The organism is Citrobacter sp. MGH 55 (assembly GCF_016906145.1).
Lineage (GTDB): Bacteria > Pseudomonadota > Gammaproteobacteria > Enterobacterales > Enterobacteriaceae > Citrobacter_A > Citrobacter_A amalonaticus.
The window spans coordinates 2,443,612-2,459,687 of the sequence record NZ_CP070239.1; the positions used below are offsets into that span (position 1 = coordinate 2,443,612).

Here is a 16,076-nt window from a genome sequence, read left to right on the forward strand (position 1 = left end):
CGTGTAGGCCCGGTAAGCGCAGCGTCACCGGGCAACAGGTGAATTACTTAATGAAAGGGCGCGTAACGAGCCCGACAGGACCGGTGGTGTACCAGCGACGGTTACCGCGGCTGCGTGAGTCGCGACCCACGGCCTGAGTCAGACGATCCAGAATGATGGCGAGGATCACAATGCCGACCCCGCCGACGGTGGCCAGTCCCATATCGAGACGACCGATACCGCGCAGTACCATCTGGCCCAGACCACCGACGGCAATCATGGAGGCGATCACGACCATCGAGAGCGCAAGCATGAGCGTCTGGTTGACCCCTGCCATAATGGTGGGCATCGCCAGCGGTAACTGAACTTTGAACAGCATCTGACGCGGACTGGCCCCGAACGAGCGTGACGCTTCGATCAGATCGGCCGGAACCTGGTTAATCCCGAGGATCGTCAGGCGCACAATCGGCGGCAGCGCAAAGATAATCGTCACGACCACCCCCGGCACGTTGCCAATACCGAACAGCATCACAATCGGCACCAGATAGACGAACGCTGGTGTTGTCTGCATGGCGTCGAGCAGCGGACGAACGATCTTCGCCGCCCGTGGACTGCGCGCCAGCCAGATCCCCATTGGCAGGCCGATCAGCACGCAGAACAGCAGGGCGGTCAGCACCAGCGCCAACGTAATCATCGCCTGCGACCAGGCGCCGATAGCGCCAATGGCAATCAGGGAAACAAGCGTTGCAACCCCCATCCCGACGCCGGAAATCTGCCAGGCGATCAGGGCGAAAACGACGATCGCCACCGGAGCCGGCATCCCCAGCAGCAACTGCTGAAAACCGTTAAGGATGTAATCCACCGGCACACGAATGCCCTGGAAGACGGGACGGAAATGGGTGACCACCCAGTCGATCCCTTCAGTGACCCAACTGTCGAGCGGGATCAGCGTCTTATGGAACGGATCCATAATGTTGAAATGTTCCGGTGCTGGCGCAGGCGCGCTGGTCAGCCAGTCGGCGCCGCCGCTATCGGCAGGCGTCCCTGACGGCGTGCTCCAGGCGTCAGCGGATGGTGCGGCGCTCTCAGCCGCTGGTGCGGTATCCCACGGATTAGATTGATCAGCCATTGTTTGTCCCCTCGCGATCTAAAGCCTGTAGCAGCATGCGTTTTGAAATAATGCCTACATACTGTTGTTCCTCATCGACAACCGGCACCGCGCACGGCGCTTGTCCGACATGAGAGAGCAGCTCGCTAAGTGGGGTTTGTGCATCTACGGCCAGCGGCTCGTCGATTAACGCCCCTTCAATGCCCTGAGCCTGACCTAATGCCGCTTTTAATGAGTCGATGGAGACCACGCCAACAAACTTATTGCCGCGTTCGATGACGTAACCGTATTCCCGATCTTCGTCCTGTAATAATTTCAGGGCTGAACGGGGGCCAAAGCCCGGCGTTTTACGAATCAGTCCCACCGGGCTACGGCGGGCAATATCTTTCGCGCTAAAGACCTGGCTAATATCGACGCCACGGAAGAAGGTACGTACATAATCGTTCGCCGGATTATTCAGAATTTCATCCGGTGTACCGACCTGAACTACTTCGCCATTTTGCATAATGGCAATTCGGTCGCCAATACGCATCGCTTCATCAAGGTCGTGGGAAATAAAGACGACGGTGCGCTGATGTTTCGCCTGCAGTTTCACCAGTTCATCCTGCATCTCGGTACGAATTAAGGGATCGAGCGCAGAGAAGGCTTCATCCATTAATAAGATGTCAGGGTTAATGGCTAATGCTCTGGCGAGACCGACACGCTGACGCATGCCGCCGGAAAGTTCATCCGGGTAGCCGTGCGCATAATTTTCAAGTCCCACCTGGCGCAGGGCATCCAGCGCTTTTTCGCGACGTTCCTCAGCACTTACACCGGCTAATTCCATACCGAATGCGGTATTGTCCAGAACAGTCATGTGCGGCATCAGCGCAAATGACTGGAAGACCATCGCAATCTTTTTTCTGCGCACCTCGCGGAGTTCAGCATCCGATATTTTGGCGATATCGATGCCGTCGATCAGTACCTGTCCACGGGTGGGTTCAATCAGGCGATTGAGAAGGCGTACCATTGTGGATTTACCCGAACCGGATAATCCCATGATGACAAATATCTCGCCTTCTTCAATGGCCAGACTGGCGTCTTTAACGCCAAGCGATAGCCCTGTTTTTTCCAGAATTTGTTCTTTTGAAAGTCCTTTTTCAATATATTTGAAGGCGCGCTGTGGATGCTCTCCAAATACTTTATATAGATTTTTCACTTCTAATTTAATTGCCATGCAATAGAAAGATTCCTGTTATTTATTTATGTCGATATGATACCTGATAGAAATAGTCACCTTTTTCTACCCTAACATACTGAGAATCTGAGACAACCCTGAATGCGATATGAGGGGAAATAGAGAGGAAGGCAAATTGCCGGGACTTCCCATGATATAAGGGCTGAGAGCAAACCACGGCCGGTGAATATTTTTTGTCAAGACCACTAAAAACGCGCCTGAATTTCAGCAATTCAGGCGAATATGACAACCACTATTGAGTGTAGATCACCCTGAAATAATTGGGTGATAAAAATGTGATCTGCTTAAAATATTACCATCATGATTGCCGTGATATTTCCCCTATTAATTTCCGTTAAAAATTCCAGTCTTCGTCTTCCGTTTCGACGGCTTTTCCCATCACGTATGACGATCCTGAGCCGGAGAAAAAGTCATGGTTTTCGTCGGCATTGGGCGACAGCGCAGCTAGGATTGCCGGATTCACCTCCGCCATTTCCGCCGGGAACAGCGCCTCATAGCCCAGGTTCATCAACGCCTTGTTGGCGTTGTAGCAAAGGAACGCATTGACATCCTCTGCCCAGGCGGTGTCGGCATACAGTTCTTCGGTATAACGGACTTCGTTATCGTACAGTTCCATCAGCAGCTCGAGGGCAAAATCCTTCAGCTCGTCACGCTCGGATTGAGAGCGTTTTTCCAGTCCTTTCTGGTATTTATAGCCGATGTAATAGCCATGAACCGCTTCGTCACGAATGATCAGACGGATCAGATCGGCGGTGTTGGTGAGCTTACCGCGGCTGGAGAAATACATCGGCAACCAGAAGCCGGAATAGAACAGGAAGGATTCCAGAAACACACTGGCAATCTTCTTCTTTAAAGAGTCATCGCTGGCGTAATGCGCGAGGATAATCTGCGCCTTTTGTTGTAACGGCGCATTTTCTTCGCTCCAGGCATAAGCGGCATCGACATCTTTCGTCTGGCACAGCGTAGAGAAGATGGAACTGTAGGAGCGGGCATGCACCGCTTCCATAAAACTGATGTTCGACAGCACCGCCTCCTCGTGCGGTGTCAGGGAATCTGCCATCAGCGACGGGGCCCCGGCGATATTCTGGATGGTGTCGAGCAGCGTCAGGCCGGTAAAGACGCGGATGGTGAGCTGCTGCTCGGCGGCGCTCAGGTTTTGCCACGCTGGAATATCGTTAGACAACGGTACTTTTTCCGGCAACCAGAAGTTGCTGGTCAGGCGGTTCCACACTTCGAGATCTTTGTCGTCCTGAATCTTATTCCAGTTAATGGCGCTCACGCGTGATAATGTCATACTGCTCTCCTTACAATGCGCACGAGACGCAGCCTTCAATTTCAGTACCTTCCAGCGCCAGCTGTCGCAAGCGAATGTAATATAACGACTTAATGCCTTTTCGCCAGGCGTAGATCTGCGCTTTGTTGATATCGCGGGTGGTGGCGGTATCGGGGAAAAACAGCGTCAGCGACAGGCCCTGATCGACGTGTTTAGTGGCTTCGGCGTAGGTATCAATGATTTTCTGTGCGCCGATTTCATACGCGTCCTGATACATATCCAGATTCTCATTGGTCATGAACGGGGCCGGATAGTAGACGCGCCCGGTTTTGCCCTCTTTGCGAATCTCCACTTTCGAGACAATCGGATGAATGCTCGACGTCGCATGATTGATGTAGGAGATCGAACCGGTCGGTGGCACCGCCTGTAAATTCTGGTTGTAGATGCCATAGCGCATCACTTCGTCGCGCAGATACCGCCACATTTCACGCGTCGGCAGCGTGATGCCGCTACGGGCAAACAGCGCCCGGACTTTCTCGGTTTTCGGCGTCCAGTTCTGCTCCAGATACTGCGTGAAGAACTCGCCGCTGGCGTAGCGCGACTGTGCGAATCCGGCAAACGTCTGTCCACGTTCACGTGCCAGCAGCATCGACGTATGCAGTGCATGCCAGGTGATGGTGTAAAAGTAGAGATTGGTGAAATCCAGTCCTTCTGGCGAACCATAGGCGATGCCTTCGCGTGCCAGATAGCCGTGCAGGTTCATCTGTCCCAGTCCGATGGCGTGGGAGGCGGCATTACCGGCAGCAATCGACGGGACGCTGTGGATATGGCTCATATCTGACACCGCCGTCAGCCCGCGAATCGCTGTTTCGACCGTCCGGCCAATGTCCGGAGAATCCATGGTGTGGGCAATATTCAGCGAGCCGAGGTTGCAGGAAATGTCATGCCCGGTATGGGCGTAGTCAAGATTCTCCTCGTAGGTAGAGGCGCTGTTGACCTGCAAAATTTCCGAGCAAAGGTTGCTCATATTAATGCGACCCGCAATCGGGTTGGCGCGATTCACCGTATCCTCATACATAATGTAGGGATAGCCGGATTCAAACTGAATTTCTGCCAGTGTCTGGAAAAAGTCGCGGGCGTTAATGTATTTTTTGCGCACGCGCTCGTCGGCGACCAGTTCGTCGTATCGTTCGCTTATGGCGATATCGCCGAAGGGTTTACCGTAAAGACGCTCGACGTCATACGGCGAAAACAACGCCATTTGCGCATTCTCTTTCGCCAGACGGAACGTCACGTCCGGGATAACCACGCCAAGCGAGAGCGTTTTAATGCGGATCTTTTCGTCGGCGTTTTCGCGTTTGGTATCGAGGAAACGCAGAATATCCGGATGATGCGCATGCAGATAGACCGCCCCCGCCCCCTGACGCGCGCCGAGCTGGTTGGCATAGGAAAAGGCGTCTTCCAGCATCTTCATCACCGGGATCACCCCGGAGGACTGGTTTTCGATGCGCTTGATGGGCGCACCGGCTTCGCGCAGGTTAGAGAGTAAAAATGCCACGCCGCCGCCGCGTTTGGAGAGCTGAAGTGCGGAGTTCACCGCCCGGCCAATCGACTCCATGTTATCTTCAATCCGCAGCAGGAAGCAGGAGACCAGTTCGCCGCGCTGCTGTTTACCGCAGTTTAAGAAGGTGGGCGTGGCGGGCTGGAAACGCCCAGAGAGCATCTCATCGGTGAGTTGTGACGCCAGCGCTTCATCCCCCTGCGCAAGTGTGAGCGCAACCATCACCACACGGTCTTCAAAATCTTCCAGGTAGCGTTTGCCATCAAAGGTTTTCAGCGTGTAGCTGGTGTAAAACTTCCAGGCGCCGAGGAAGGTCTGGAAACGAAAACCGCTGGCGTGGGCGCGGGCAAACAGCGATACCACGAAAGCGCGATCGTAGCGTGCCAGCACGCTTTCGTCGTAATACCCTTCGCGCACCAGCGTTTGCAGACGTTCCTCCTGACTGCTAAACGTGACAGAGTGGGGGCGAACATGGGCGGCAAAAAAGGCGTCGACCGCCTGCCTGTCTTTATCGAACTGAATACGGCCTGCTTTATCGTACAGATTCAGCATGGCGTTCAGCGCATGGTAATCCAGCGATTCCTGCGTTACGCGTTCTGCGGTTGTCGTTGCCAAAATTCGCTTACTCCTTTTCGAACGTTGTCGATGTCGGCGGGGGTTCCCATCAGTTCAAAACGATAGAGCCAGGGTACGGCGCATTTCTGGGCAATCACTTCCCCTGCGCGACCATACGCCTCGCCGAAGTTACGATTGCCAGAGGCAATGACACCGCGAATTAACGCCCGGTTGTGAGCATCATTTAAAAAGCGGATCACCTGTCGCGGCACTGCGCCAGCCGTGCCGCCGCCACCGTAGGAAGGCACCACCAGAATGTAGGGATCGTCTACCCGGATCCGTTCGCGTTCATTCAGCGGAATGCGAATGGCGGGCAGCCCCAGACGCTGCATAAAACGGTGCGTATTTTCGGAGCTGCTGGAGAAGTAGACGAGCGGGTTCATGCGCTGGCTACCCGAGGCTCTGGATGCAGACGGTTGATCATATCCGGACGAAATCCTGACCAACGGGTTTCGCCGGCAATGACCACCGGCAACTGGCGAAAACCTTGCGCACGCAGGGCCTCGGCCGCGTCGGGCACCAGATCGACGTTCACCATCTCAAATTCAAATCCACGGCTTTCCATCGCCCGTTTAGTGGCGTGGCACTGAACACAGTCATTTCGAGTGTAAATAGTAATGCGCATGATTCGTATTTCCATTTAAAATGAAAGAACGGCGCGATAAGACGCGTCGGTTTGGGTGTGTACTGATAGAGGGAATACTAGATGTAGTTGAAATAAGTTTCAACCATACAAGATATGGGAATTATCGATTGATTACTCCCCACCGATGAGCCTGACGGGGAGCGGGAGTTTGTGCTGAAAAAACGCCGGATTACATCCGCATGCTTACGGCCAGGCGGTTAAAACAGTTCATCAGGCCGATCGCAAAAGTCAGGTCGCTGATTTCGCGAGCGCTGAAATGCGTGAGCAGTGGCAGATAAACGTCATCTTCAGCATGGGTTCTGGCGATATCGGTCACCGATTCAGCCCACGCCAGCGCCGCTTGCTCCTGCGCGCTGAAATGATGGCTCACTCGCCACCCGGCCAGCGCGTCCAGTTTACTTTGCGTGACACCCGATTTACGCAGCGCCTTGCTGTGCATTTCCAGGCAAAATGCGCAGCCGTTGATCTGCGAAATACGCAGGTAAATCAATTCCATCAGCGTGGTATCCAGCGCGCTGTTTTCCAGTGCCGTTTTCGCTTGTACCAGGGCGTTATAGACTTCAGGGCTGAGTTCATAGTAGGGCTGGCGTAACGTCGTCATGGTGCTTCTCCTCGTGTTGATGGCCGGCAATGTAGCACTATAATGGACTGCAAAAGAGAGCCATATTTTTACGAAAAAAGCAGACCATATGCCGCGCTATCAGCAAATTGCACGTCAGTTAAAAACGGCCATTGAACGTGGGGAACTCCAGCCCGGAGCCAGACTACCGTCCAGTCGTACCTGGTCACAGGAGCTGGGTATTTCGCGCTCGACGGTGGAAAACGCTTATGCGGAGCTGGTGGCACAGGGCTGGCTGGAGCGGCGAGGGCAGGCGGGAACGTTTGTCAGCGCACAGTTGCATCCGGAACAGACGTACAGCGAACCGGTGGTCTTTGCCGGAGAAAGTACCGTTCCTCAGCCCTTCCAGATGGGGCTTCCTGCGCTGGATCTCTTCCCGCGAGACATCTGGGCGCGGGTGATGGGGCGACGACTGCGCACGCAGACGCGTTTTGATCTGGCTCTCGGCGACGTCTGCGGTGAAGCCGTGTTACGCCAGGCAATCGTGGACTATCTGCGCGTGTCGCGCAGTATTGACTGTCTGCCCGAGCAGATTTTTATCACCTCAGGCTATGCGGCGTCGATGACCCTCATCCTGCGCGCGCTGGCCAAGCCGGGCGATGGCATGTGGATTGAAGATCCCGGCTTTCCGTTGATCCGTCCGGTGATTGAGCAGGAAAATGTCGCGCTGCTGCCGGTTCCGATCGATGACGACGGGTTGAATGTGGCGACCGGGATCCGCGATTATCCGGATGCGCGTTTTGCGCTACTCACTCCGGCCCATCAAAGCCCGCTTGGCGTCGCGCTGTCGTTAGCCCGGCGTCATCAACTGCTGGAGTGGGCATCACATACCCAGGCGTGGATTATTGAAGATGATTACGACAGCGAGTTTCGTTATCACGGTAAACCGCTGCCGCCGCTGAAAAGTCTGGATGCGCCACAGCGGGTAATTTACGCCGGTACGTTCAGCAAATCGCTGTTTCCCGCCTTGCGCTGTGCATGGCTGGTGGTGCCAGTAAACCAGGTGAGTCGTTTTCGTCAGCAGGCGGTACGGATGGCCTGTAGCGTGCCGCTGCTCTGGCAGCAAACGCTGGCGGATTTTATCCGTGATGGGCATTTCTGGCGGCATCTGAAAAAAATGCGTCAGCACTATGCGCAGCGAAGGCAATGGACGGAAAGGGCACTCGGCGAACAGGGATTTCACGTTGTACCCCAACAGGGCGGGATACAGCTGGTGATTACTGTTGACGGTGACGATATCGCGCCGGTACGCAAAGCCAATGAGGCGGGCCTGGCGGTCCAGGCCCTGAGTCGCTGGCGGTTGAATACATCGGGGATGGGAGGGATTTTGCTGTCGTTCACTAACATCGCTTCGCCTGAAATCGCAAGACAGGTGGCAAAGCGGTTGCGACAGGCCATTCAGTCAGCGCTTTAGTCGAGTTTATGCCAGGCCGGATAAACGTAAACGCTATCCGGCACCGGCCTCATCCTTAGCGTCGAAGACTCAGCAACGCACCGACAAAGATCCCCACCGCCGCCGCCGTACCGATGCTACACCAGGGTCTATCACGCACAAACGTATCGGCGCAGCCTACGGCGTCACGGGCGGCTTGCTGCACGCGCGTCCGGCCATGCATTTTCGCACGCGTCTCTTTCAGTAGCGCCTGTGCTTTACGCCGTGCGGTATCTGCTTCATCCTTCGCATCGCTACCCAATGACTTCAGTACGGCTTCCAGACTGTCGGCTAATTGATTGACGTCATTATGAATATCCTGCACGCCATCATCTACGTCGTTTCGGTTCGGTCGGTTAAACATATGATCCTCCAGTGATTTCGATGTGACTTTCAGTTTAGTCGATATTTTTAACTTCTGAGACGCCTCACGGCGTTATTGCGCGTTTATGGACTTTTCTGAAAGCGTTGCCAATGCTGAATCAGGTAAGGTAAGCCCGCAGTAAAAGATAACGAGGAAAAAATATGTATTTACGACCTGACGAGGTGGCGCGCGTACTTGAAAAAGTGGGGTTTACCGTTGATGTGGTAACACAGAAAACGTACGGTTATCGACGTGGCGAGAATTATGTCTATGTTAATCGCGAAGCGCGTATGGGACGCACTGCGCTGGTGATTCATCCGACATTAAAAGAGCGCAGTTCTTCGCTGGCTGAACCGGCATCTGAAATTAAAACCTGCGACCATTATCAGCATTTTCCGCTTTATTTAGCCGGGGACACCCACGAACACTACGGCATTCCTCACGGCTTTAGTTCGCGTATTGCGCTTGAGCGTTATTTGAATGGACTGTTTGGCGAGGCGAGTTAATTAAGCGACTGGCACAGCCAGTCGCAAAGTCGTTTCAGGCTTTAACCTGTTGGTAGCGACTCACCTTAAACAGGCGGCGGCAATAATCGAGGAAATAGCCATATACCGCCCCCATCATCATCGATATTACGATATTAGAACTGACTGCGGCGGTAATTTGATGCCAGTCAGCGCCCACCGTCAGCAGAATAGCGACATAAACCGGGGACTGGAAGGTGACATAAGCCAGTACATCCGCCAGGTTTTTCAGCCACCCCGCAGAACCCACTTTACGCGACGCCTTCATAAAGAGATCACGATACATTCCATAGGGCCAGGCGATCAGAATGTTGACCGGAATGGCGACCAGTCGGGACGAAAGTGATTGCTCAAAGGTCATTCCGGAGAGGAAGATCTCGATCAACATGTTCACGACAGAACAATAAACAACCATCGCGAACGTGTCTGCTACAGCATGACGCAAGCGTGACTGTGGTGAGAACATGCTGATGCTCCTTGTAAAAAAGGGGTAAAATTGCCGTTAAATAAGTTCGTTTTAGTGGTTTGTTGTGGTGTTTTTGCTTGATGCTAGAGTATATTGCTGTATTGTAACTATCAACTAGCGAAATATTTTTATTTTGACGCTTTTTGTCGATAAAATACTCTGTAACCGCCTGATTTTTGTACCGGATAGAGTTTTTGTTGTTTTTGTATTTTAAATCATTAAAAATCAATAGGTTATGTTGGTGTTCTGATTGAGGGATTTCCCTGTAAGGCAAAAACCGCATTCTATGTTCGATGAGCCGATATGGAGGTTATTCGTCAGAGAATGAGAAAATGAGCCGGAATATTATTTAGCGTATATTAACGGGAGGTGGTATTTCCTCTGTTATATTCCAGGGGCTGGAAAATGTTCTAATAATATAATAGACTGCACAGTGTAATAATTTGTTTTTGCGTTAAAGGATTTTAATTATTATGAATTTGATGTTACAGAACTTAAATAATATTCGTAAATTACGCGCCATGGCTCGCGAATTCTCCATTGACGTTCTTGAAGAAATGCTGGAGAAATTCAGGGTCGTCACTAAAGAAAGACGTGAAGAAGAAGAACAGTTACAGCGTCAGCGCGCTGAACAGCAGCAGAAAATTAATACTTTGCTGGAAATGATGAAGGCCGACGGAATTAGCCCGGAAGAGTTATTCAGCAATGACGCCGCGGCCATGCGAGTGGGTAAAAAACGCCAGCCGCGTCCGGCGAAATATCGCTATACCGATCTTAACGGGGAAAGTAAAACCTGGACCGGTCAGGGGCGTACGCCAAAACCGATTGCCCAGGCACTGGCGGCAGGTAAATCGCTGGACGATTTTCTGATCTAATTTTGTAAGCGGTGAGGTGTTCCTCACCGCGTATTTCCCGTCATTATTGAGGACGGCGATTCCACGGCATTTTGTCGAGCAGTCGCGCCATGCCGCAAAAACCAGTCAGTCCGGCGAACAGCAACCCCGCGCCTACAAAACCGCTGAGCAGGAAAAAGCCGCTGTTGACGCTATATCCCAACACCACGCCCAGTAAGGCCAGCCCGCCTGCGGCAATTTGTACCTGACGCATCATCGGAAGCGGCTGTGATTTATCTTCTGCCGTGGGGAAATCCGCCGCTTTCCAGCCGTCAATGCCCCCTTCCAGCAGCAAGACTTCAGCCGGTGCGGCAAGAGCCTGCAAGGTAGCCGCATTGTTTTGCGTTCGTTTTCCGGACTGACAATGGAAAATGACGCATTCACCTCGCAGCCTGGCAGGAAAGCCCCCCTGTTCGAGCGTGCTCAGCGGTGCGAGATGGGCCTGCGGAATATGTTCACGCAGATATTCGTCGGCATCGCGAATATCAATCAGTCTGGCGCCTTGCTCAATACGGGCCTTTGCGTCGCGCGGGGAAATCGTCCCGATGGTCATGTTCACTCCTTATGGACAATAGACGTTTTTCAATGTGGCAATGAGTGAATTCACCGCTGCATTTTTAATGAAATAGAGGATGCGCTGAGCATCGCGCTGGCTGCCAATCAGCCCTTCTTCGCGCATTTTTGCCAGATGCTGTGAAGTGGCCGAGGGACTTAACCCGGTGGCGCGTGCCAGATCGCCCGCGCTGGTGCCCGGTGAGCCGCAAAGCATACACAGGATCAGCAGTCGCTTAGGGTGGCTCATCGCTTTCAGCAGGGCCGCCGCTTGTTCCGCGCTGGCCTGAAGTTGTTCGAGTTCGCTCATCTTTATTTTAGTGTTTTCTAAATTAAGTAAAGTCTAAAATAAAAATGAAGCGACTGCCAGTGTAAAAATCGTAAAAGAGGGTAAAAGCGAGAGTGATAACTGGCGATCTCCGCTAAGCTCGCTACGCTTAGGGATAAAATCCCTTTTTAAACAATGAGTAATTTTTCTTTTTGGAGTGTATATGGGTTTCTGGAGAATTGTATTTACGATCATTCTGCCGCCGCTGGGGGTCCTGTTGGGCAAAGGATTCGGCTGGGCGTTCATTCTTAATATCGTTCTGACGTTACTGGGCTATATTCCGGGTTTGATTCACGCGTTCTGGGTGCAAACCCGTCCTTCATCTCTTTCTTAACCGTCATGATACCGCCCGATAGCGTGACGTTATCGGGCCACACCGGTCGCCGCGCCGTCAGAATTTTAAGCGAAACTTTCTGCTACACTTCCTGAGTGTTTATTGTCAACGATCGAGGTGGATATGGGACTTTTCAACTTTGTAAAAGACGCCGGGGAAAAACTGTGGGATGCAGTCACCGGCAATCACGATAAAGACGATTTAGCAAAAAAGGTGCAGGACCATCTGCATAAAACCGGTATTCCGGATGCTGACAAGGTGAATGTACAAATTGCTGATGGCAAGGCGACGGTGACGGGTGACGGATTAAGTCAGGAAGCGAAAGAAAAAATCCTGATTGCGGTCGGGAATATTTCCGGGATTGCCAGCGTGGAGGATCAGGTTAAAACCGACGCGCCTGCCGCCGAGAGTCAGTTCTACACGGTGAAATCCGGCGATACCCTGAGCGCTATTTCGAAACAGGTTTACGGCAATGCCAACCTGTATAACAAAATTTTTGAGGCGAATAAGCCGATGCTTAAAAGCCCGGATAAAATATATCCCGGCCAGGTGCTGCGTATTCCGGAAGAATAAATAAGCGCCGTCAGGATTTTTGCGCCAGTAGTTTACCGGTCATGGCCTGCTGGATAATAGGAATCGGCGTCAGTAAATGTTGGCGCATGAGTTCACTGGCGCGCGTCGCATCGCGCGCCAGAATGGCCTCCGTTAGCGTCTGATGCTGAATGTGTTTATCCTCCAGCATTTCAACCGACAAGACCGTTTTTCGCAGCCAGATAAACCGATAGCGCGCCGCGAGATCAAACAACCGTTCACGCATTTGCAGCAGATACTGCGAACCGCATCCGGCAACAATAGCGGTATGGTATGCCTGATGGCGTAAATCCCACTCATCCAGCAGGTGTTCGCTGGCGTCGCTGGCCTCTAGCTTGCTGAGCATGTGGGCGCGGGCGAGGATCTCAGCTTCCCATTCGTCACCGCCGCGTTCAATCGCCAGACTTACCAGCATGGCTTCCATATTGGCCCGGGCGTCGAAAATATCGAGCAGTTCCTGCTCTGACATGGACGCCACCCGATACCCTTTTTGATTCACCACCGTGACCAGCCGTTCCGCCACCAGATGAGAAAGCGCCTCCCTGAGCGGCCCAACGCCAAGAGAATAGCGTGAAGTTAATAAACTCATGCGCAGTTTTTCATCAGGTTGATAAACACCACGGATAATATCGGTCTTCAGCCAGCGGTATCCATCTATGGCCGTCGGATGGGAAATGGCGGTCATGGTCTTACTCCTGAATCGTGTTCCCGGCCTGCGCCGGGAAATCATTTAACGGGTATTTTGCAGCGGTGTCTTTTGCCACAATACCAGTTTTTTCCAGCGCGACATAATCGGCACGGTGCAAATAATCCCCAGCCCCAGTAACCCTGTGGAAATCACCTCCAGCTGTTGCGCCGGACGGAAGAGCATCACAACCAGCACAAAGATGATAAAGCCAATCACCAGCCAGGTCAGCCATGGATAGAGCCACATTTTCAGTTTGATCTCGCCGCCTTCCGCCAGCAGGATTTTGCGCATCCTCAGCTGAGAAACGGCGATAACCAGATATACCAGTAGGGCGATGGCGCCGGAGCTGTCAATCAGGAACTTAAACACTTTTGCCGGGGCATAATAGTTCACGACGACGGTTAAAAACGCCGCGCCTGTCGAGAGTAACACCGCCACCCAGGGGGTTTTGCTGCGATTGATTTTACCCATCATGGCTGGCGCGTCGCCACGGCGGCTGAGGGAGTAGAGCATTCGCGACGCGGTATACAGCGCAGAGTTCAGGCAACTGGTTACCGACAGCAGGATCACACAGTCCATGATCAGTTTGGCATGCGGAATATGCAGCAGTTCCAGCACTGACTGATAGGAACCTACCTCTTTCAGACCCGGCATGTTCCACGGAATCAGGGAGACGACGACAAAGATCGAACACAGATAGAAGATCGAAATACGCCAGATGACCGAGTTAGTGGCGCGGACGATGTGCTTATCCGGCGTGTCGGATTCGGCAGCGGCGATGGTAACAATCTCAGCGCCCATAAAGGAGAACATGGTGATCAGCATGGCGCTTAGCACCGCGCCAAAGCCGTTCGGCATAAACCCGCCGTGATCCCACAAGCGCGAAATACCGCTGACTTCAGCGTAAGGGTAAAAACCGCTGATCGCCGCGGCACCCAGCGCGATAAAGGCGAGGATGGCAATCACTTTGCACAGCGCCAGCCAGAACTCAAACTCACCGTAATTTTTGACGCTCAGCAAATTACTGCCGGTTAACGCCAGCGTGATGACCAGCGAGAACAGCCAGATCGGGACGCCGGGGACCCAGGAATTGAGGATGATGGCGGCGATATTCGCTTCAAGCGGGATCACCAACACCCAGAACCACGAGTACAACCAGCCGATGGTGTAGCCTGCCCAGCGTCCGATGGCTTTATCGGCGTACGTGGAAAAGGAACCGGTGTCCGGCGTGGCGACGGCCATTTCGGCCAGCATCCGCATAATCATCACCACCAGTAACCCGGCGAACAGATAGGCCAGCAGGACCGCGGGCCCGGCCTGGGCTATCGCCACACTGGAACCCACAAACAGACTTGCGCCGATAACCCCGGCAATAGACAGCATGGTGACGTGGCGTGATTTCAGCCCGCCCCCTAAATCATGTGATTGCGACAGTTGCCCCATCTTATGACCTCTTTATTGTTATTGAACCGTTTGCCGGATGGCGGCTCCGCCTTATCCGGCCTTCAGAGGAGAGGTTTTCCAGGCCGGACAAGACGCCGAGGCATCTTGTCCGGCAGCGCTACAGGCGTGTTAACCGTGTTTCGCCTCATCAAAACACTGGGCGATAATGTCCAGCCCCTGGCGGATTTGCGACTCTTCAATGGTGAGCGGAACGAGGATGCGCAGCACGTTGTAGTACGGCCCACAGGAGAGCAGGATCAGACCTTTATCGCGGGCGCGCGCGACGATCTCTGCCGTCAGTTTTGCATCCGGCTTGTTGTGGTCGCCGTCTTCAAACAGTTCGATGGCGATCATCGCCCCCAGCCCACGGACATCGCCGATTTCACGATGCGTTTCGGCAATCGCCAGCAGACCGTTGCGCAGGGTTTTGCCGAGTTCGTTGGCTTTTTGCAGCAGATTTTCCTGCTCGAAAATGTTCAGGACCGCCAGCGCGGCGGCGCAGGCAATCGGGTTACCGGCATAGGTGCCGCCCAGTCCACCCGGCGGGATGGCGTCCATGACGTCGGCGCGTCCGGTGACGCCCGCCAGCGGGAAGCCCCCGGCAATGGATTTGGCGAAGGTGGTGATGTCCGGTGCCACGCCCATCTGCTCCATCGCAAACAGCGTACCGGTACGCCCCGCACCGCTCTGTACTTCATCGGCAATCAGCATGATCCCGTGCTCGTCGCAAATCGCGCGCAGGCGCTGCATAAAGGCCGGAGAGGCGGCGTAGAAACCGCCTTCGCCCTGTACTGGTTCAATCACGATGGCGGCGATATCTTCCGGCGCGGCATCATTTTTAAAGATGCGGTGAATGCTGGCGATGGCGTCATCTTCGCTAATGCCGTGCAGGGCGCACGGATAGAGCGCGCGATAGACGTGACCCGGCATCAGCCCCATTCCGGCAGAGTACGGGTTCACTTTCCCGGTCAACGACAGGGTGTAGTGAGTGCGACCGTGGTATGCACCGCTAAAGGCGATCGTCCCCGTGCGTTTCGTTGCCGCGCGGGCGATCTTCACCGCGTTTTCTACCGCTTCGGAACCGGTGGTGACCAGCAGGGTCTTCTTGGCGAAGTCGCCCGGCACTTTCTGGTTCATGATTTCGCACAGTTGCAGATACGGCTCATAGGCCAACACCTGGAAGCAGGTGTGGGACAGTTTTTTCAGTTGCGCTTCGACTGCCGAGACGATCTGCGGGTGCAGGTGTCCGGTGTTCAGTACCGCAATGCCGCCAGCAAAATCCAGGAATTCACGGCCTTCCACATCCCAGACCCGACAGTTTTCCGCGCGCGCGGCAAAGATCGGATGAATTTGTCCTACGCCACGCGGGACGGCATGAGCGCGACGCTGCATTAATTCGTTATTGGTGCTCATCAGGTGTTCT

General features: G+C 53.7%; 19 protein-coding genes. 5 read left to right on the top strand and 14 right to left on the bottom strand.

The genetic code is table 11. The annotated features are described in order from the left end of the window. Positions 1 to 43 precede the first annotated feature (43 nt). From proW to JTI98_RS09855, 7 genes are all read right to left on the bottom strand, one after another. The gene (gene proW / locus JTI98_RS09825) at positions 44 to 1,108 is read right to left on the bottom strand and encodes a glycine betaine/L-proline ABC transporter permease ProW (protein WP_044326896.1); all 1,065 of its coding nucleotides are present in this window, start codon (positions 1,106 to 1,108) and stop codon (positions 44 to 46) included. Further along, positions 1,101 to 2,303 (bottom strand): glycine betaine/L-proline ABC transporter ATP-binding protein ProV, encoded by a 1,203-nt coding sequence (proV, locus tag JTI98_RS09830; RefSeq protein WP_044326897.1) that lies wholly within the window; start codon positions 2,301 to 2,303, stop codon positions 1,101 to 1,103. The genes proW and proV overlap by 8 nt, the downstream gene beginning before the upstream one ends. A gap of 355 nt (positions 2,304 to 2,658) precedes the next feature. Next, a complete protein-coding gene (gene nrdF / locus JTI98_RS09835; RefSeq protein ID WP_058586999.1) occupies positions 2,659 to 3,618 on the bottom strand; it encodes a class 1b ribonucleoside-diphosphate reductase subunit beta in 960 nt (319 codons plus the stop codon). 10 nt (positions 3,619 to 3,628) lie between these two features. Further along, positions 3,629 to 5,773, bottom strand: coding sequence for a class 1b ribonucleoside-diphosphate reductase subunit alpha (nrdE, locus tag JTI98_RS09840; RefSeq protein ID WP_216082200.1), 2,145 nt, complete (start codon positions 5,771 to 5,773; stop codon positions 3,629 to 3,631). After that, positions 5,746 to 6,156: a class Ib ribonucleoside-diphosphate reductase assembly flavoprotein NrdI gene (gene nrdI, locus JTI98_RS09845; RefSeq protein WP_042999632.1), complete on the bottom strand. Its 411-nt coding sequence runs from the start codon at positions 6,154 to 6,156 to the stop codon at positions 5,746 to 5,748. Before nrdI ends, nrdE begins: the two co-directional genes overlap by 28 nt. After that, positions 6,153 to 6,398 (bottom strand): glutaredoxin-like protein NrdH, encoded by a 246-nt coding sequence (gene nrdH / locus JTI98_RS09850; RefSeq protein ID WP_044326901.1) that lies wholly within the window; start codon positions 6,396 to 6,398, stop codon positions 6,153 to 6,155. The genes nrdI and nrdH overlap by 4 nt, the downstream gene beginning before the upstream one ends. 190 nt (positions 6,399 to 6,588) lie before the next feature. Continuing rightward, positions 6,589 to 7,020: a carboxymuconolactone decarboxylase family protein gene (locus JTI98_RS09855; protein WP_044255114.1), complete on the bottom strand. Its 432-nt coding sequence runs from the start codon at positions 7,018 to 7,020 to the stop codon at positions 6,589 to 6,591. 88 nt (positions 7,021 to 7,108) lie between these two features. Here JTI98_RS09855 and JTI98_RS09860 point away from each other — a divergent pair, with 88 nt between their 5' ends. Then, complete coding sequence (locus JTI98_RS09860; protein ID WP_216082201.1) at positions 7,109 to 8,452, top strand: PLP-dependent aminotransferase family protein; 1,344 nt, start codon at positions 7,109 to 7,111, stop codon at positions 8,450 to 8,452. A 55-nt stretch (positions 8,453 to 8,507) separates the two neighbouring features. On the opposite strand, the gene JTI98_RS09865 is transcribed toward JTI98_RS09860, so the two are convergent. Then, positions 8,508 to 8,834: a DUF883 domain-containing protein gene (locus JTI98_RS09865; RefSeq protein ID WP_058586996.1), complete on the bottom strand. Its 327-nt coding sequence runs from the start codon at positions 8,832 to 8,834 to the stop codon at positions 8,508 to 8,510. Positions 8,835 to 8,995: 161 nt separating this feature from the next. Between JTI98_RS09865 and JTI98_RS09870 the strand changes: the two genes are divergently transcribed. Beyond that, positions 8,996 to 9,340, top strand: a complete 345-nt coding sequence (locus JTI98_RS09870) for a DUF2002 family protein (RefSeq protein ID WP_042999637.1) — start codon at positions 8,996 to 8,998, stop codon at positions 9,338 to 9,340. A 34-nt stretch (positions 9,341 to 9,374) separates the two neighbouring features. Here JTI98_RS09870 and alaE read toward each other — a convergent pair whose 3' ends face one another. Beyond that, positions 9,375 to 9,824, bottom strand: coding sequence for an L-alanine exporter AlaE (alaE, locus tag JTI98_RS09875; protein ID WP_042999638.1), 450 nt, complete (start codon positions 9,822 to 9,824; stop codon positions 9,375 to 9,377). 473 nt (positions 9,825 to 10,297) lie between these two features. On the opposite strand from alaE, the gene stpA reads away from it, so the two are divergent. After that, positions 10,298 to 10,699, top strand: coding sequence for a DNA-binding protein StpA (gene stpA, locus JTI98_RS09880; RefSeq protein WP_042999639.1), 402 nt, complete (start codon positions 10,298 to 10,300; stop codon positions 10,697 to 10,699). Positions 10,700 to 10,742: 43 nt separating this feature from the next. Here stpA and JTI98_RS09885 read toward each other — a convergent pair whose 3' ends face one another. Beyond that, positions 10,743 to 11,270 (bottom strand): rhodanese family protein, encoded by a 528-nt coding sequence (locus tag JTI98_RS09885; RefSeq protein ID WP_216082202.1) that lies wholly within the window; start codon positions 11,268 to 11,270, stop codon positions 10,743 to 10,745. A 9-nt stretch (positions 11,271 to 11,279) separates the two neighbouring features. Then, entirely contained in the window at positions 11,280 to 11,579 is a 300-nt protein-coding gene (locus tag JTI98_RS09890; RefSeq protein ID WP_216082203.1) for a helix-turn-helix transcriptional regulator, read from the bottom strand. A 181-nt stretch (positions 11,580 to 11,760) separates the two neighbouring features. Here JTI98_RS09890 and JTI98_RS09895 point away from each other — a divergent pair, with 181 nt between their 5' ends. Together JTI98_RS09895 and lysM are read left to right on the top strand one after the other, a co-directional pair. Continuing rightward, entirely contained in the window at positions 11,761 to 11,931 is a 171-nt protein-coding gene (locus JTI98_RS09895) for a YqaE/Pmp3 family membrane protein (protein WP_042999642.1), read from the top strand. A gap of 123 nt (positions 11,932 to 12,054) precedes the next feature. Then, a complete protein-coding gene (gene lysM / locus JTI98_RS09900; protein ID WP_042999643.1) occupies positions 12,055 to 12,504 on the top strand; it encodes a peptidoglycan-binding protein LysM in 450 nt (149 codons plus the stop codon). Positions 12,505 to 12,514: 10 nt separating this feature from the next. Here lysM and csiR read toward each other — a convergent pair whose 3' ends face one another. The 3 genes from csiR to gabT all read right to left on the bottom strand — a co-directional run bounded on the left by csiR (position 12,515) and on the right by gabT (position 16,066). Further along, positions 12,515 to 13,207, bottom strand: a complete 693-nt coding sequence (gene csiR / locus JTI98_RS09905) for a DNA-binding transcriptional regulator CsiR (RefSeq protein WP_058586993.1) — start codon at positions 13,205 to 13,207, stop codon at positions 12,515 to 12,517. A gap of 45 nt (positions 13,208 to 13,252) precedes the next feature. Continuing rightward, positions 13,253 to 14,653 (bottom strand): GABA permease, encoded by a 1,401-nt coding sequence (gene gabP / locus JTI98_RS09910; RefSeq protein ID WP_216082204.1) that lies wholly within the window; start codon positions 14,651 to 14,653, stop codon positions 13,253 to 13,255. A 129-nt stretch (positions 14,654 to 14,782) separates the two neighbouring features. Then, positions 14,783 to 16,066, bottom strand: coding sequence for a 4-aminobutyrate--2-oxoglutarate transaminase (gene gabT / locus JTI98_RS09915; protein ID WP_044327459.1), 1,284 nt, complete (start codon positions 16,064 to 16,066; stop codon positions 14,783 to 14,785). Between the last annotated feature and the right edge of the window lie 10 nt (positions 16,067 to 16,076).

Coding starts and splice junctions, on each gene's coding strand:
- JTI98_RS09890 (WP_216082203.1), bottom strand. CDS start 11,579: ATGAGCGAACTCGAACAACTTCAGGCCAGCGCGGAACAAGCGGCGGCC.
- gabT (WP_044327459.1), bottom strand. CDS start 16,066: ATGAGCACCAATAACGAATTAATGCAGCGTCGCGCTCATGCCGTCCCG.
- csiR (WP_058586993.1), bottom strand. CDS start 13,207: ATGACCGCCATTTCCCATCCGACGGCCATAGATGGATACCGCTGGCTG.
- stpA (WP_042999639.1), top strand. CDS start 10,298: ATGAATTTGATGTTACAGAACTTAAATAATATTCGTAAATTACGCGCC.
- JTI98_RS09885 (WP_216082202.1), bottom strand. CDS start 11,270: ATGACCATCGGGACGATTTCCCCGCGCGACGCAAAGGCCCGTATTGAG.
- nrdI (WP_042999632.1), bottom strand. CDS start 6,156: ATGAACCCGCTCGTCTACTTCTCCAGCAGCTCCGAAAATACGCACCGT.
- lysM (WP_042999643.1), top strand. CDS start 12,055: ATGGGACTTTTCAACTTTGTAAAAGACGCCGGGGAAAAACTGTGGGAT.
- JTI98_RS09865 (WP_058586996.1), bottom strand. CDS start 8,834: ATGTTTAACCGACCGAACCGAAACGACGTAGATGATGGCGTGCAGGAT.
- gabP (WP_216082204.1), bottom strand. CDS start 14,653: ATGGGGCAACTGTCGCAATCACATGATTTAGGGGGCGGGCTGAAATCA.
- JTI98_RS09870 (WP_042999637.1), top strand. CDS start 8,996: ATGTATTTACGACCTGACGAGGTGGCGCGCGTACTTGAAAAAGTGGGG.
- JTI98_RS09855 (WP_044255114.1), bottom strand. CDS start 7,020: ATGACGACGTTACGCCAGCCCTACTATGAACTCAGCCCTGAAGTCTAT.
- proV (WP_044326897.1), bottom strand. CDS start 2,303: ATGGCAATTAAATTAGAAGTGAAAAATCTATATAAAGTATTTGGAGAG.
- proW (WP_044326896.1), bottom strand. CDS start 1,108: ATGGCTGATCAATCTAATCCGTGGGATACCGCACCAGCGGCTGAGAGC.
- nrdF (WP_058586999.1), bottom strand. CDS start 3,618: ATGACATTATCACGCGTGAGCGCCATTAACTGGAATAAGATTCAGGAC.
- JTI98_RS09860 (WP_216082201.1), top strand. CDS start 7,109: ATGCCGCGCTATCAGCAAATTGCACGTCAGTTAAAAACGGCCATTGAA.
- alaE (WP_042999638.1), bottom strand. CDS start 9,824: ATGTTCTCACCACAGTCACGCTTGCGTCATGCTGTAGCAGACACGTTC.
- JTI98_RS09895 (WP_042999642.1), top strand. CDS start 11,761: ATGGGTTTCTGGAGAATTGTATTTACGATCATTCTGCCGCCGCTGGGG.
- nrdH (WP_044326901.1), bottom strand. CDS start 6,398: ATGCGCATTACTATTTACACTCGAAATGACTGTGTTCAGTGCCACGCC.